At 71.8% G+C, this 14,826-nt stretch carries 13 protein-coding genes; all 13 read left to right on the forward strand.

Annotated elements, in window-relative coordinates; genetic code table 11:
- Window positions 1-30 precede the first annotated feature (30 nt).
- The 13 genes from ACFV0Q_RS05115 to ACFV0Q_RS05175 all read left to right on the forward strand — a co-directional run bounded on the left by ACFV0Q_RS05115 (window position 31) and on the right by ACFV0Q_RS05175 (window position 14,823).
- Window positions 31-771, forward strand: coding sequence for a type 1 glutamine amidotransferase domain-containing protein (locus ACFV0Q_RS05115; protein WP_385000588.1), 741 nt, complete (start codon window positions 31-33; stop codon window positions 769-771).
- 26 nt (window positions 772-797) lie between these two features.
- Window positions 798-2,282, forward strand: a complete 1,485-nt coding sequence (locus ACFV0Q_RS05120) for an aldehyde dehydrogenase family protein (RefSeq protein ID WP_385000590.1) — start codon at window positions 798-800, stop codon at window positions 2,280-2,282.
- A 36-nt stretch (window positions 2,283-2,318) separates the two neighbouring features.
- Complete coding sequence (locus ACFV0Q_RS05125) at window positions 2,319-2,939, forward strand: NADPH-dependent F420 reductase (RefSeq protein WP_385000593.1); 621 nt, start codon at window positions 2,319-2,321, stop codon at window positions 2,937-2,939.
- The gene (locus tag ACFV0Q_RS05130; protein WP_385000596.1) at window positions 2,930-3,454 is read left to right on the forward strand and encodes a (2Fe-2S)-binding protein; all 525 of its coding nucleotides are present in this window, start codon (window positions 2,930-2,932) and stop codon (window positions 3,452-3,454) included. Before ACFV0Q_RS05125 ends, ACFV0Q_RS05130 begins: the two co-directional genes overlap by 10 nt.
- A 5-nt stretch (window positions 3,455-3,459) precedes the next feature.
- Window positions 3,460-5,955, forward strand: a complete 2,496-nt coding sequence (locus tag ACFV0Q_RS05135; protein WP_385000599.1) for a xanthine dehydrogenase family protein molybdopterin-binding subunit — start codon at window positions 3,460-3,462, stop codon at window positions 5,953-5,955.
- Window positions 5,952-6,773 carry an FAD binding domain-containing protein gene (locus tag ACFV0Q_RS05140; protein WP_385000603.1) on the forward strand — a complete coding sequence of 274 codons (822 nt, stop codon included), beginning with the start codon at window positions 5,952-5,954 and terminating at the stop codon, window positions 6,771-6,773. The genes ACFV0Q_RS05135 and ACFV0Q_RS05140 overlap by 4 nt, the downstream gene beginning before the upstream one ends.
- 37 nt (window positions 6,774-6,810) lie before the next feature.
- A complete protein-coding gene (locus tag ACFV0Q_RS05145) occupies window positions 6,811-8,085 on the forward strand; it encodes an MFS transporter (RefSeq protein WP_385000606.1) in 1,275 nt (424 codons plus the stop codon).
- The gene (locus ACFV0Q_RS05150) at window positions 8,082-9,551 is read left to right on the forward strand and encodes an ATP-binding protein (protein WP_385000609.1); all 1,470 of its coding nucleotides are present in this window, start codon (window positions 8,082-8,084) and stop codon (window positions 9,549-9,551) included. The genes ACFV0Q_RS05145 and ACFV0Q_RS05150 overlap by 4 nt, the downstream gene beginning before the upstream one ends.
- A gap of 88 nt (window positions 9,552-9,639) precedes the next feature.
- Window positions 9,640-9,981, forward strand: a complete 342-nt coding sequence (locus ACFV0Q_RS05155) for a nuclear transport factor 2 family protein (protein ID WP_267090358.1) — start codon at window positions 9,640-9,642, stop codon at window positions 9,979-9,981.
- 92 nt (window positions 9,982-10,073) lie between these two features.
- Entirely contained in the window at window positions 10,074-10,718 is a 645-nt protein-coding gene (locus ACFV0Q_RS05160; RefSeq protein ID WP_385000612.1) for a TMEM175 family protein, read from the forward strand.
- A 72-nt stretch (window positions 10,719-10,790) separates the two neighbouring features.
- Window positions 10,791-12,086: an IS701 family transposase gene (locus ACFV0Q_RS05165; RefSeq protein ID WP_385000615.1), complete on the forward strand. Its 1,296-nt coding sequence runs from the start codon at window positions 10,791-10,793 to the stop codon at window positions 12,084-12,086.
- Window positions 12,086-13,243 carry an XdhC family protein gene (locus ACFV0Q_RS05170; protein ID WP_385000618.1) on the forward strand — a complete coding sequence of 386 codons (1,158 nt, stop codon included), beginning with the start codon at window positions 12,086-12,088 and terminating at the stop codon, window positions 13,241-13,243. Before ACFV0Q_RS05165 ends, ACFV0Q_RS05170 begins: the two co-directional genes overlap by 1 nt.
- Before the next feature lie 137 nt (window positions 13,244-13,380).
- Entirely contained in the window at window positions 13,381-14,823 is a 1,443-nt protein-coding gene (locus ACFV0Q_RS05175; RefSeq protein ID WP_385000621.1) for a GuaB1 family IMP dehydrogenase-related protein, read from the forward strand.
- Window positions 14,824-14,826 lie beyond the last annotated feature (3 nt).

Consider the following 14,826-nt stretch of genomic DNA (forward strand, 5'->3'; position numbering starts at 1 on the left):
CGGCAGCGAATCCAGAACAAGGAGAGAGTCATGAAGATTCTCGTCGTCATGACGGCAAAGGCCACGCTCCATCTGCTGGACGGGGAACAGCACCCCTCGGGATTCTGGGCCGAGGAATTCGTCGTTCCTTATACGCTCTTCCGGGCCGCCGGCCACGCCGTGGACGTGGCGACGATCGGGGGCGAGGCGCCGACGGTCGACCAGACCAGCATCGACCCCGCGTTCCTGCGGTGGGTCCGGCCCGAGGGCTCCCCGGACGAGGACGCGGCGAACGCCGCCGAGTACGTCCGCGTCATCGGCCAGACCCCCCAGCTCCAGCACCCCCTCGCCCTGGAATCCCTGGGCGAGAAGGACATCGCCGGCTACGACGGCATCTACATCAGCGGCGGCCACGGGGCCATCGGCGACCTCCCCAAGTCCGATGAACTGGCGCAGCTGCTGCGCTGGGCCATCGCCCAGGACAAGCCGCTGGCCACCGTCTGCCACGGCCACACCTCGCTCCTGGCCCTGCGCGACGGCGAAGGACGCTGGCCGTTCGAGGGCTACCGGATGACCGCCTTCTCGCACAGCGAGGAACTGGTCACCAACATGGCCGGCCGGCTCCCGCTGATCCTGGAGGCCGAGCTCACCAGACTCGGCGCCCGCTACGAGAAGGCCGAAGCGATCTGGGACTCGCACGTGGTCGTGGACCGCAAGCTCACGACCGGCCAGAACCCGTATTCCTCCAAGGCCCTCGCCGAGACGTTCCTGAAGCAGCTCGAACAGGGCTAGCCCCCGCGACACCGGAAGGTGCAGCCATGACCCAGCGCGTGCTCAGCGACCGACCCCTGGCCAATCCCGGGAAGCTGTTCATCGGCGGCAGATGGGTGCCCGCCCGGGACGGCCGCACCGAACCGGACGTCAGCCCGATCGACGGACAGGAGATCGTGCCGGTGGCCCAGGCCGCCGCGGCCGACGCGGACGCCGCCGTCACGGCGGCCCGTACGGCGTACGAGGAAGGTCCCTGGAGCCGGCTGTCCGCCCAGGAACGCGCGCTGCGGCTCAACCGGGTCGGTGAGCTGATCGAGCGGGACCTGGAGGAGATCGCCCTGCTGGAGACGGTGGACATGGGCAAGCCGTTCGCCTTCTCCAGCACCGTCGACGCCCCCATGGCCGCCCAGCTCATGCACTACTACGCGGGCGCGGTCACCCGGGTCGACGGCTCCTCCCGGGCCCCGGCCGGCGGACAGCTCGCGTACACCCTGCGCGAACCGCTGGGCGTGGTCTGCGCCATCACCCCCTTCAACTTCCCGCTGCTGCTGTCGATGACCAAGATCGCCCCGGCCCTCGCGGCGGGGAACACGGTCGTCCACAAGCCCTCCCCGGCCACCCCGCTCACCGCTCTGAAGATCGCCGAACTCTTCCAGGAGGCGGAGATCCCGGACGGGGTGCTGAACGTGATCACCGGTCCGGGCGTGGAGCTCGGTGAGACCCTCACCGGCCACCCCGGCATCGACAAGATCGCCTTCACCGGCTCCACCGCGGTCGGCCAGACGATCATCCGCAAGTCGGCCGGCACCCTGAAGAAGGTCACGATGGAGCTCGGCGGCAAGTCCGCCAACATCGTCTTCGCCGACGCCGACCTCGACGCCGCCGAGGAACTCGCCTTCTTCGGCATCTACTACAACAAGGGCGAGATCTGCACCGCCGGCTCCCGGCTGCTGCTGCACCGCCCCATCCACGACGAGATGGTCGAACGCCTGGTGAGCCGGGCCGCGGCCCTGCGGCCCGGGGACCCGCGCGACCCGGCCACCCTCTTCGGGCCGCTGGCCCACCGGGGCCAGTTCGACAAGGTCAGCTCCTACATCGAGGTCGGCGAGAAGGAAGGCGCGATCCTGCGCACCGGAGGCACCGGCTGGACCCCCGAGGGCGCCTCCAGCCAGGGCCTGTACTTCCTGCCGACCGTCTTCACCGGCGTCGACAACGGGATGCGGATCGCCCAGGAGGAGATCTTCGGACCCGTCCTGTCGATCATCCCCTTCGACACCGAGGAGGACGCCGTACGCATCGCCAACGACAGCGCGTACGGCCTCGCCGCCGGGGTCCACACCAAGGACCTGCGCCGGGCCCACCGGGTCGCCTCGCAGATCAAGGCGGGCACGGTCTGGGTGAATTGCTACAACCAGTACGACCCCTCCGTGCCCTACGGCGGCTACAAGGCCTCCGGCTACGGACGCGAGTGCGGACCGGAATCCCTGGAGAGCTACACCCAGACCAAGTCGGTCTGGATCGGCATGGACTGAGGTCCGGCCGCCGGACCCATCTTTGGAGGAGCCCCCATGCGGACAGGCATCATCGGCACCGGGCGGATCGGCTCGACCCTCGCCCGGATCCTGGTGGCGGCAGGCCACCCGGTGGTCCTCGCCAACGCGCGCGGACCGAAGTCCCTCGGCCCGCTGCTGGCCTCGCTCGGACCCGACGCCGCGGCGGCGGGACCCGTGGAGGCGGCCGGCCAGGCCGACCTCCTGGTGCTGATGGTGCCGTTCGACACCGTGCGGGGGCTGCTGCCCCCGCACGTCGTGCAGGACAAGGTGCTGGTGGACGCCACCAACGCCTTCAACGGCCCCGGGGTCGCCGCCGACCTCGGCGGACGCGGATCGAGCGAACTGGTCGCCGAGTGGTACCCCGGCGCCCGGGTCGTGAAATCCCTGAACACCATGCACTTCGAAACCCTCGCCGTCGCCGGCAACGCCTCCGGGCGGGAGCCGTCACAGCGCCTGGCGCATTTCACGGCGGGCGACGACACGAAGGCGAAGGAAATCGTGGCGGGAATCATCACGGACCTCGGATTCGTGCCCGTCGACACCGGCCCGCTGCACTCCGGAGGAATTCTCCAGCAGCCAGGCGGTCCCCTCTTCAACCGGCCGCTCACGGAAGCGCAGGCGCTCGCATGGATCTGACCCTGAACGTGAATGGAAGACCGGAGCAGTTCGCTGCGCAGCCCAACGAACTCCTCGTGGAACGGCTCCGCGACGGACTCGGACTGACCGGCACGAAGGTCGGCTGCGACACCGGCCAGTGCGGGACCTGCGTGGTCCGGCTCGACGGCAGGTCCGTCAAGAGCTGCCTGATCCTCACCGCCGCGGCCGCCGGCTCCGAGGTCACCACCATCGAGGGCATAGGCGTCCGGGGCGGCGAGCTGACCGGCCTCCAGGAGGCCCTGCGCCAGGAGCACGGCACCCAGTGCGGCTTCTGCACCCCCGGCATGGTCATGGCGCTGGGCGAGCTCGTCGAGAACACATCCGGGGGCGAGGCCCCCACCGAGCCCGAGATCCGCGAGTGGCTCACCGGCAACCTGTGCCGCTGCACCGGCTACCACAGCGTCGTCCGGGGAGTGCAGCGCGCCTGCGCCCCCGCCGCCCCCGACGGGGCCGAGGCCCCGGCCGCGGCCGGAGCGTCCGGACGGGAGGGCTGAGGGAGATGACCGCAGTGACGGGGGAGACCGCTGTGAATGGCGGGGCCCAGGTGTTGGAAGATGCCGCGCCCGCGGAGACCGCGGCGCCCGCGGAGACCGCGGCGCCCGAGGAGGCTGCCACACCTGAGGAACACACCGTCCTCGGCAAGCCGATGGACGCCCGCGAGGATCCGCAGCTGCTGCGCGGCGAGGCGACGTACGTGGCGGACATCGATCTGCCGGGCACCGCGCACATGGCGATCCTGGGCAGCACGGTGGCCCACGCGAAGATCCTCTCCATCGACACCAAGGCCGCCGAGCAGATGCCGGGCGTCCTGAAGGTGGCCACGGCCGCGGACTTCACCGACGTGATGCCGCTGCCCTGCATCTGGATCCCCGGCGGGGTCGAGAGCCACTTCCCGCCCCACCCCTACGGACTTCCCGGTGCGCGCCCCGTGCTGACCGGCGACGCCGTCCGGCACGTCGGCGACCCGATCGCCGTGGTCGTCGCCGAGACCCCGCGCCAGGCCACCGCCGCGCTCGCCGCCATCTCCGTCGAGTACGAGCCGCTGCCCGTGGTCACCCGCGCCGACGACGCCCTCGCGGAGGGCGCGCCCCAGCTGCACGAGGCCGTCCCCGGCAACCTGAACGCGTACTGGACCTGCGGCGACAAGGACCGCACCGACGCGGCCATCGCCGGAGCGGAAGTGACCGTCGAGCTCGACCTGGTCAACCAGCGCACCATCAACAGCCCCATCGAGCCCCGCGGCGCGGTCGGCGACTACAACGCCGCCACCGACGAGTACACCCTCTACGCCTCCACGCAGGGCCCGCACAACCACCGCTTCCTGCTCGCCGCGCTGGTCCTCGGTATCCCCTTCAACAAGCTCCGGGTGATCGCCCCCACCGTCGGCGGCAGCTTCGGCACCAAGGGCTACCTGTACCCCGACATGGCGCTGGTCCTGCTCCTGTCCAAGGCCCTGCGCCGCCCCGTCAAATGGGTCGACACCCGCACCGGGCTGATGAACTCCACCGTCCAGGGCCGCGACCACCGCCAGCACGTCACCCTCGCCGGCACCCGCGACGGCCGCATCACCGCCGTGCGCTGCACCAGCTACGCCAACCTCGGCGCGTACCCCTCCACCATCGGCCCCGGTGTCGCCACCGCCCTGATGGGCCGCTCCATCAGCGGCATGTACGACATCGACGCGGCCTTCTGCGAGGTCTACGCCGCCTTCACCAACACCGTCTCGCTCGGCGCCCAGCGCGGCAGCGGGCGCGCCGAGGCCGCCTTCCTGATGGAACGCATCGTCGACCGCTACGCCTCCGAGATCGGCATGGACCCGGCGGCGGTGCGGCGCATGAACCTGGTGCCGAAGGAGAAGTTCCCGTACGACAACGGTCTGGGCTGGACCTACGACTCCGGGAACTACCAGCTGAACTTCGACAAGGCCATCGCGCTGTCCGGCTACGCCGACATGACCGCCCGCAAGACCGAGGCCCGCGCCCGCGGCAAGCGGCTCGGCGTCGGCATCGCCACGTACGTCGCGATCTGCGGGGTCGGCCCCTCCACCCGGATGTCCAAGGAGGGCATGCTCGGCGGCACCTGGGAGAGCGCGAACATCCGCGTCCACCCCACCGGCGAGGTCACCGTCACCGTCGGCTCCGCCTCCACCGGCCAGAGCCACCACACGGTCTTCGCGATGGTCGCCGCCGACGAGCTCGGCATCGACCCGGCCCTGGTCCAGGTGTACGAGGGGGACACCCAGAAGGCCCCGTACGGGCAGGGCACCTACGGCTCCCGCTCCTACAGCATGGCCGCGCCCGCCGTCGCCCTCACCGCCCGCAAGATCAAGGCCAAGCTGGTCAAGGCCGGGGCCGTCTTCCTGAACGTCCCCGAGGACAAGGTCGTCTACCGGGGCGGAGCGGTCCACGAGGACGGCAACCCGGAGAACACCAAGACCTTCGCCGAGCTGGCCATGGCCATGTGGTACGGCTGGGGACTGCCCCCCGAGATCGAACCGGCCCTCGACGAGACCACGCACTTCGACCCGCCGGACTTCAACTACCCCTTCGGCACGCACGTCGCGGTCGTCGAGGTCGACGAACTGACCGGCGAGACCCAGGTGGTGGCCTACACCGCCGTCGACGACGCCGGGAACATCGGCAACCCGAAGATCGTCCACGGCCAGATCGAGGGCAGCATCGTGCACGGCCTCGGCCAGGCCCTGATGGAAGCCGCCGAGTACGACGAGAACGGCCTCCTGATCAGCTCCGACCTCAACCACTACGCCCTGCCGCGCGCCGCCGACGTGCCCTTCTTCGACCTCGACAAGACCGTCACGCCCTCCCCGCACAACCCGCTCGGCGCCAAGGGGGCCGGCGAGATCGCCACCGTGCCGCCCGCCGCCGCTGTGGTCAACGCGGTCGTCGACGCCCTCTCCGACCTGGGCGTGCAGCACATCGACATGCCGCTGACCCCCGAGAAGGTCTGGCGCCGCCTGCAGGGAGAGACGCAGTGATCCTCACCGAGTTCGACTACGTACGGCCCGTCGGCCTCGACGAGGCCCTGGCCCTGCTCTCCGCGCCCGGCGCCCGGGCCCTGGCCGGCGGCCAGAGCCTGCTGCCCGGCCTGCGCATCGGGTCCGACACGGCCCGCCTGCTGGTCGACGTACGGCACCTGGAGGAGCTGCGGGGCGTCGAGTCCGGCGACGGGACCCTGCGCATCGGGGCCCTGACCACCCTCGCCGAACTCGCCGCGCACCCCCTGGTGCTCGCCGGGGCGCCCGAACTGGCCGCCGCGGCCCGCGCCAACGGCGACCCCCAGGTCCGCAACCTCGGCACCACCGGCGGCAACCTGGCCGTGGCGGGCCGGCCCACCGACCTGCCGGTCGCCGCCCTGGCCGCCGACGCGGTGGTGGAACTGGCCGGCCCCGGCGGGCGCACGACGGTGGCCGCCGAGGAGTTCGCCGCCACCGGCCTGCCCGCCGGCTCGGTGCTCACCGCCCTGCTGGTGCCCGCCGCCGGGCCGGCCGCCGCCTTCGAGAAGACCGCCGACCGGGCCAGCCGCTACCCGCTGTGCGCCGCGGCCGTACGGATCACCCCCGACGGGCCGCGGATCGCCGTCACCGGAGCCACCCCCCGCGCCCTGCGCCTGCGCGGGGTCGAGGACCGGCTGCGCGGCGGCCCGTACACCACGGAGGCGGTGCTCGCGGCCTTCCGCGCCGAGCCCCGGGAACTGTTCGTCCCCGGGCGCGGCACCTCGGCCGAATACCTCGGCCACCTCGCGGGCGTACTCACCGCACGCGCGCTGGCGAGGGCGGCCCGGATCAGCACCTGACCGCCCACCGGGCTTCAGGAGGAGGGGAGTTGACGTAGTGGCCGAACCGACCGAGACGACGACCACGGGAGACGCCGTGCACCCCGTGCACCAGCCCGCAGCCGCCCGCGCGGCCGCCGCCGACAGACCGTCCGGCTTCTGGGTGGTGGGCGCGGTCCTCGTCCTGCTGATGCTCTCCTCCTCGGTGCCCTCCGCCCTCTACGTGCTCTACCAGCAGAAATGGGGCCTGTCCTCGGGGACCGTCACGGTGGTCTTCGCCGTCTACGCCGTCACCGTGCTCGTCGGCCTCCTGCTGTTCGGCTCCCTCTCGGACACCCTGGGGCGCCGGCCCGTCCTCGGCGCCGGACTGGTCCTGGCGATCGTCTCCATGGGCCTGTTCGCCGGCGCCCAGGGGCTCGGCCTGCTGCTCGCCGCCCGCGCCGTACAGGGGCTGGCGGTGGGCCTGGCCACCGGGGCGATGGGCGCCGCCCTGCTCGAACTCAGCCCGCGCTCGCGGCCCGCGCTCGGCGCCCAGGTCAACAGCGCGGGACCGACCGTCGGCATCGGCCTCGGCGGGCTCGGCGCGGGACTCCTCGTCCAGTACGCCCCCGCGCCCACCGTGCTCAGTTACCTGCTGCTGGTCGGGGCCTTCGCGGTCACCCTGATCGGGGTGGCGCGCATGGGCGAGAGCGCTCCCGGGGCCGGTGGACGGCTGCGGGTGGTCCCGCACCGGATCCGGGTGCCGGCCGCCGCACGCGGGCGGTTCGCCGTGCTGGTGCTGACCGTGGTCGCCGTCTGGACCGTCGGCGGCTTCTACCTCTCGCTCGGCCCGCACCTGGTCCTGTCCCTGCTCCACAGCACCAACTACCTGGTCGGCGGGGCCACGGTGGCCCTGCTCGCGGGCGCCGCCACCGTCGCCCAGCTGCTGCTGGGCCGCACCGAGCCGCTGCGCACCGCCGTGCTGGGCCTGCTCGGGCTGCTCATGGGGCTCGCCCTGGTGCTGCTCGCGCTGGGGCTGGGCTCGGCGGCCGTGTTCCTCGTCGCCACCGCCGTCCTCGGCAGCGGCTGGGGCGCCGCGTTCCTCGGCTCGTTCCGCGCGCTGAGCTCGCTCGCCGAGCCCGCGCACCGCGGGGAACTGACCGCCGCCGTCTACGTGTTCGCGTACCTCGCCATGAGCGTCCCGGCGGTCCTCGCCGGACTGCTGACCAACATCCACGGCCTGCAGCGCACCTCGGTCGGCTTCATGGCCGCCGTCGCCGGAGTGTGCGCGCTGGCCCTGTTCACGACCCTGCGGCTGGCCGCGCGCACCAGGGCCGAAGGGAGGACGGCGTGAGCGCCGCCGCGATGGACAGGGACGGACTGAGGGCCGCCCTGCACGGGCTGGAGATCTTCGCCGGGCTCACCGGGGAGCAGCTGGACTGGCTGGTCTCGGTGTCCGAGCCGCGGGTCCTCGCCGACGGGGAGGTCCTCTTCCGCGACGGCGAGGAGGCCACCGGCTTCCACGTCCTGCTCTCCGGCGGGCTCGTCGTCACCAAGGTCGTCGACGGCCGCGAGGAGGTCCTGACCCGGCACTCCACCGAGGAGGGGGGCGCGGCCGCCGAGGAGCACGACGGCAAGCCCACGGCCGCCCACCGCTTCACCGGGGAGCTGCCCCTGCTCACGGAGGGCTCCTACGTGGCCACCGCGGCCGCGAGCGGCCCGGCCACCACCGTCGTCGCGTACGCGAAGCCGGTCTTCTTCGAGATGCTGACCCGCTGCCACGGGGTCGCGGCCGTCCTGCTGCCCGTACTGGCCTGGCGGATCAAGTCCTCCGAGGTGCAGGCCCGCAAGCGGGCCACCGTCGAGGCCCTCGGCACCCTCGCCGCCGGGCTCGCGCACGAACTGAACAACCCGGCCGCCGCCGTGGCGCGCGCCGCGCAGGAACTGGCGCCCGCCCTGGACCGGCTGACCGGCACCGCGTACGCGTGGGGCGCGGCCGCCACGGGCGCGGAGCGCTCCGTACTGGACCGGCTCGCCGAGGAGCTGGACAAGCTCCCGCCGCCCGAGACCACCGACCCGCTCGCCCAGGCGGACGCCGAGGAGGAGATCGCCGACTGGGCCGAGGAGGCCGGCGCCGAACGCCCGGGGCTGCTCGGCTCCGGGGCCTCCGACCTCGGGCTGGAGCTGGGGTGGCTGCTGGAACGGCTGGAAGGGGTCGGCGAGGCCTCCCTGCCGGCCGCCCTGGACCACCTCGCGGCGCTGCTGGAGGCCCGCTCGCTGGCCGCCGAGCTGCGCGCGGCGGGCCCCAGGATCTCCCAGCTGGTCGCCGCCACCCGGGACTACGCGAACCTCGACCGGGCGCCCGAGCAGCGCTTCGCCGTCACCGACGGCCTGGAGAACACCCTCGTCGTGCTGCGCTCCAAGCTGGCCGGCATCACCATCGTGCGCGCCTACGACCCGGAGCTGCCCGATCTCACCGGATACCCGGGGGAGTTGAACCAGGTGTGGACCAACCTGGTCGACAACGCCGCCGAGGCCATGGAGGGTTCGGGCACGCTCACCCTGCGGGCCCGCGCCGAGGGCGTCTGCATGGTCGTGGAGATCACCGACACCGGCCGGGGCATCCCCGAGGACGTCCTGCCCCGCATCTTCGAACCCTTCTACACGACCAAGGACGTCGGGAAGGGCACGGGTCTGGGACTGCACCTCAGCTACCGGATCGTGACCCAGCGCCACCACGGGTCGATCACGGCCCGCTCCCGTCCCGGCGAGACCCGGATGGTCGTCCGGCTGCCCCTGGCGCCGGCCGCCACCGGCTGACCCGTCACGGCCGGTTCCGGCGGGCATCGCGGCCGGTTCCGTACGTCAGCCCAGCACAGCCCGTCACCCCAGGAAGAGGAGTCGAATCATGGCCAAGTACGACATCGCCAAGCTGCACCCGGTCTTCGTCCGCCAGATGGAGGCGCTCGCCGCCCTGGACATCGAGGCGGTGATGAAGAACTACACGGACGACGCCGTCCTGCTGCGCTTCGAGGGCGTCTCGGTGGGCATCGAGGCTGTTCGCGAGACGTTCACCGGCTACCTCACGGTGAAGCCCACCCTGGTCGAACTGCAGGAGTACATCGAGACCGAGGACACCATCTTCTACCGGGCGATCATGAACCTGAACGGCGAGCCGGAGCACGCGTTCGGGACACTCGTCGTCCGCGATGGCCGAATCTGGCGCCAGACCGCCGGATTCGGCGGCTGAGGGCCCTTTCCTGGGTAGCGTGTGCGGGGAGGGCGGGGGCGTACGCCCTCCCCGCACACGTGAATGATTCGGTGAAGGGGAGGCCGGGGATCATGGAGCAGGAAACCAACCGGGTGGAGGCGTTCAGCGACGGCGTATTCGCCATCGTGATCACGATTCTGGTGCTGGAGTTAAAGGTTCCGGATGAAGAGGGAACGGCGCTGTGGCACGGGCTGTGGGAACAATGGCCGCACTATGCCGCGTATCTGGTGAGTTTCCTCATCATCGGTGTGATGTGGGTGAACCACCACACGATCTTCAGCCACCTCAAGCGGGTTGACCGACCGCTGTTGTTCCTGAATCTCCTGGTGCTGATGGTGGTATCGGTGATTCCCTACACGACCAACGTGCTCGCCGAGCACCTCACGGACGAGGAATCGGCCAACGTGGCCGCGATCCTCTACAGTTCGTGGACCGTCGTGTACGCTCTCGCCTTCCTGGGCTTCTGGTGGTACGTCACCCAGGTCGGTCACCTCTTCCACGAAAAGGTGGACAAGGACGGTGCCCGGGCCACCCGGGTGCGCTTCGGACTGGGCGCGGTCGCCTACCCCTTGACCGTCCTCCTGTCCTTCTTCTCGGCACCTCTCACTCTCGTCGCACACTTTCTGATCGCGCTCTACTATGCGGCGAACCAGATCCCCATCCCGCTCGTGGTAGAGGAAGAGCGGCTCGAATCTGCCAGCGACCTCAGGAAGTAGCCGCTTGGGCCTACGGCCGTTCTTCGCGGTCAAGTAGGGTAAAGGATCTAGCTGGTCGCGGGGGAGGCCCAGATGGCTCGCGTAGTCCTGCCGGAGGAATCCACCAAGGAAATCTCCGATTTGATCGACGTTCTGATCTCGCTTTTCTTCGAATCATTACCCCGGCGGGACCAGCGAAACTGGGCCCGCGTTTATCTGAACGGCCTCGTGCGGACCAACGGGAAGAAAACAATCCGTAACATCGCCGGAACAGGGGCCAGTTCCGTCGAGCAGAGCCTCCAGCAGTTCATCAGCAAGTCGCCCTGGGACTGGACCCCCGTACGCCGCTCCCTCGCCCAGCACCTGGAACGCACGGCGCAGCGCCCCCTGGCCTGGGTCGTGCAGCCCATGGTCATAGAGAAGGCCGGCGACCGCTCCGTCGGGGTCGGCCGCCAGTTCGTCCCCCAGCTCGGCCGCACCGCCAACTGTCAGCAGGCGGGCGGGATCTGGCTCGCCTCCAGCGAGGCCAGCTTCCCCGTCGAATGGACCCTCACCCTCCCCGGGCCCTGGACCAGTGAACTGCTGCGCCGCCGGCGGGCCGGCATCCCCGACACCGCCCGCTCCCTGACCCCCGCGCAGGACGCCGTGCACGCCGTCCAGCGCATGGCCGCGACCTGGCAGCTCCAGCGCCGCCCGGTCGTCATGGAGGTCTCCAACACCGACCTCCCGCAGACCATCGAGGCCTTCGCCCTCCAGGACATCCCCTTCGTCCTCAAGGTCGACGGGTCGCTGCCCGTCTCCTTCGGCGGCGCCGGCCGCCACAAACCCGGGCCGCACACCGCGCCCGCCCGCGAGCTGATCGACTCGCTGCGCTCCCAGCGCCGCGTCGTCGAATGGACCCGGCACGGCCGCGCCGAGGGAGCGGTGACCCTGCTCACCTCGGCGCCCATCCTCGCCACCCCCAGCGAGGACCGGCCCCTGCCCGCACCGCCCACCCCGCTGCTGCTGGTCGGCGCCTGGACCGAAGCGGCCCTGCTGCCCTCCGAGTTCTGGATCACCAACATCGGGGACCGGCCGCTGGCCCAGCTCTTCCTGCTGGCCAAGCTCACCGACCGGGTCTCCCTGGACTTCGCCGAGACCTGCGAACCCGTCGGCATCCGCGACTTCGAGGGCCGCTCCTTCCGCGGCTGGCACCACCACGCCACCCTCGCGAGCGTCGCCCACGCCGCCCGGCTGCTCAGCACCGGAGGACGCCACCCCGACCCCGTGGCCCTGGCGGCCGCCGCCCCCGCCCGCTACCCGGGCACCGGCGCCGCCAGACCGCCCGCCGTGCTGCCCCCGCGACCGCTCATCCCCGGGCAGTCCCCGCGCCGCGAATTCATCCGCTGATGCTCGACATCGCCGGGGCCCTGCGGACCTGGTGCGCGGAGCGGCGGGAGTTCGCGCTCGCCACCGTCGTCGCCGTCAGCGGCAGCGCGCCCCGCGGACCGGGCGCCTCGCTCGCCGTCGACGCCGCCGGCACCGCGCTCGGCTCCCTCTCCGGCGGCTGCGTGGAGTCCGCCGTGCACGAGCTGTGCCTGGAGGCCATCGCCTCCGGCGAAGGCGGCGTGCACCGCTTCGGATACAGCGACGACGACGCCTTCGCGGTGGGGCTGACCTGCGGCGGGATCCTGGACGTGCTGGTCACCCCGGTGCGCGGACAGGACCCCGTACGGCCCGTGATCGGCTCCGTGCTCGACGCCGCCGCCGGCGGGGCCCGGGCCGCGCTCGCCCGCGTGGTCAGCGGCCCGCCCGGGCAGCTCGGCCAGGCCCTGGCCGTCCACGCCGACGGCTCCTACGAGGGCGGCCTGAGCGGCGGCGCGGCCCTGGACCGGGCCGCCGTCGAACGGGTCCGCGCCCTGCTCCTCGCCGGACGCACCGGCACCGCCGAGCTCGGCACCGCGGGCGGGCTGTGCGGGCAGCCGCTGACCCTGCTCGTCGAATCCGCCGCCGAACCGCCCCGGCTGATCGTCTACGGAGCCATCGACTTCGCCTCCGCCCTGGCCCGCATGGGGGCCTTCCTCGGGCACCGGGTCACCGTGTGCGACGCCCGGCCCGTCTTCGCGACCCCGCAGCGCTTCCCCGGCGCCGACGAGGTGATCGTGGACTGGCCGCACCGCCACCTCGCCGCGGAACACGACGCCGGACGCCTGGACACCCGTACGGCCGTGTGCGTACTGACCCACGACGCCAAGTTCGACGTACCCGTCCTCGCGCTGGCCCTGCGCCTGCCGCTGGCCTACGTCGGAGCCATGGGGTCGCGCCGCACCCACGCCGAACGGGCGGACCGGCTGCGCGCCGAGGGGGTGACCGAGGCCGAACTGGCCCGGCTCAGATCCCCCATCGGCCTCGACCTGGGCGGACGCACCCCCGAGGAGACCGCCCTCTCCATCGCCGCCGAGTTCACCGCCGTCCGCCACGAGGCCCCGGCGACCCCCCTCACCGGAGGCCTCCTGCCGCTGCACCGCCCGGTCGTTTCCGCCCGGCGCGGGACCAAGGTCCCGTAGGAACGGACCAACGGGCCCGGTATGTCCTGGACGATCGGCCCGGGCGGCGTAAACCCCGGGTCATGGGAGAATGAAGTACGTGCGTTTCCTCGGCTGCCCTAGTCGGGGTACCTCCGATCGACTGGGATGTTCAGCACGTGCGTTTCCTCAATGACCTGAAGCCGCCGTACGACCTGACGTACGACGATGTGTTCATGGTGCCGAGCCGCTCCGCGGTCGGCTCCCGCCAGGGCGTCGACCTGTCCGCGCCCGACGGCACCGGCACCACCATTCCGCTCGTCGTGGCGAACATGACCGCCATCGCGGGCCGCCGGATGGCCGAGACCGTGGCCCGCCGCGGTGGAATCGTCGTCATCCCCCAGGACATTCCGATCGAGGTCGTCACCGACGTCATCTCCTGGGTGAAGACCCGCCACCTCGTGCTCGACACCCCGATCACGCTGGCGCCCACCCAGACCGTCGCCGACGCGCTCTCCCTGCTGCCCAAGCGCGCCCACGGCGCCGGCGTCGTCGTCGACGGCGGGGGCCGCCCGGTCGGCGTCGTCACCGAGCACGACCTGACCGGCGTGGACCGCTTCACCCAGCTCTCCGAGGTCATGTCGAAGGAGCTGCTGCTCCTCGACGCCGACATCGACCCCCGCGAGGCCTTCAACAAGCTCGACGCCGGCCACCGCAAGCTGGCCCCCGCGGTCGACGCGGACGGCAAGCTCGTCGGCATCCTCACCCGCAAGGCCGCCCTGCGCGCGACCCTCTACACGCCGGCCACCGACGCCAACGGCAAGCTGCGCGTCGCCGCGGCCGTCGGCATCAACGGCGACTTCGTGCAGAAGGCCAAGCAGCTGCTCGACGCGGGCGTGGACACGCTCGTCATCGACACCGCGCACGGCCACCAGGAATCGATGATCAACGCGATCAAGGCGGTCCGCGCGCTGGACCCGAAGGTCCCGATCGTCGCGGGCAACATCGTCGCCGCCGAGGGCGTCAAGGACCTCATCGACGCCGGCGCCGACATCATCAAGGTCGGCGTGGGCCCCGGCGCCATGTGCACCACCCGCATGATGACCGGCGTGGGCCGCCCGCAGTTCTCCGCGGTGCTGGAGTGCGCGGCCGAGGCGAAGAAGTACGGCAAGCACGTCTGGGCCGACGGTGGCGTCCGCCACCCGCGTGACGTGGCGATGGCGCTGGCCGCCGGTGCGTCCAACGTCATGATCGGCTCCTGGTTCGCCGGGACGTACGAGTCCCCGGGCGACCTGCAGCAGTCGGCCGACGGGCGCCTGTACAAGGAGTCCTTCGGCATGGCGTCGGCGCGCGCCGTGCAGAACCGCACGTCGGAGGAGTCGGCGTACGACCGGGCCCGGAAGGGGCTGTTCGAGGAGGGCATCTCCACCTCGCGCATGTTCCTCGACCCGGCGCGGCCGGGCGTCGAGGACCTGATCGACTCGATCATCGCGGGCGTCCGCTCCTCCTGCACGTACGCGGGTGCGGCCTCCCTGGCGGAGTTCGAGGAGAAGGCCGTCGTCGGCATCCAGTCCGCGGCGGGCTACGCCGAGGGCAAGCCCTTGCACGCCAGCTGGAGCTAACCG

Source organism: Streptomyces sp. NPDC059564 (assembly GCF_042735575.1).
Classification (GTDB): Bacteria; Actinomycetota; Actinomycetes; order Streptomycetales; family Streptomycetaceae; genus Streptomyces.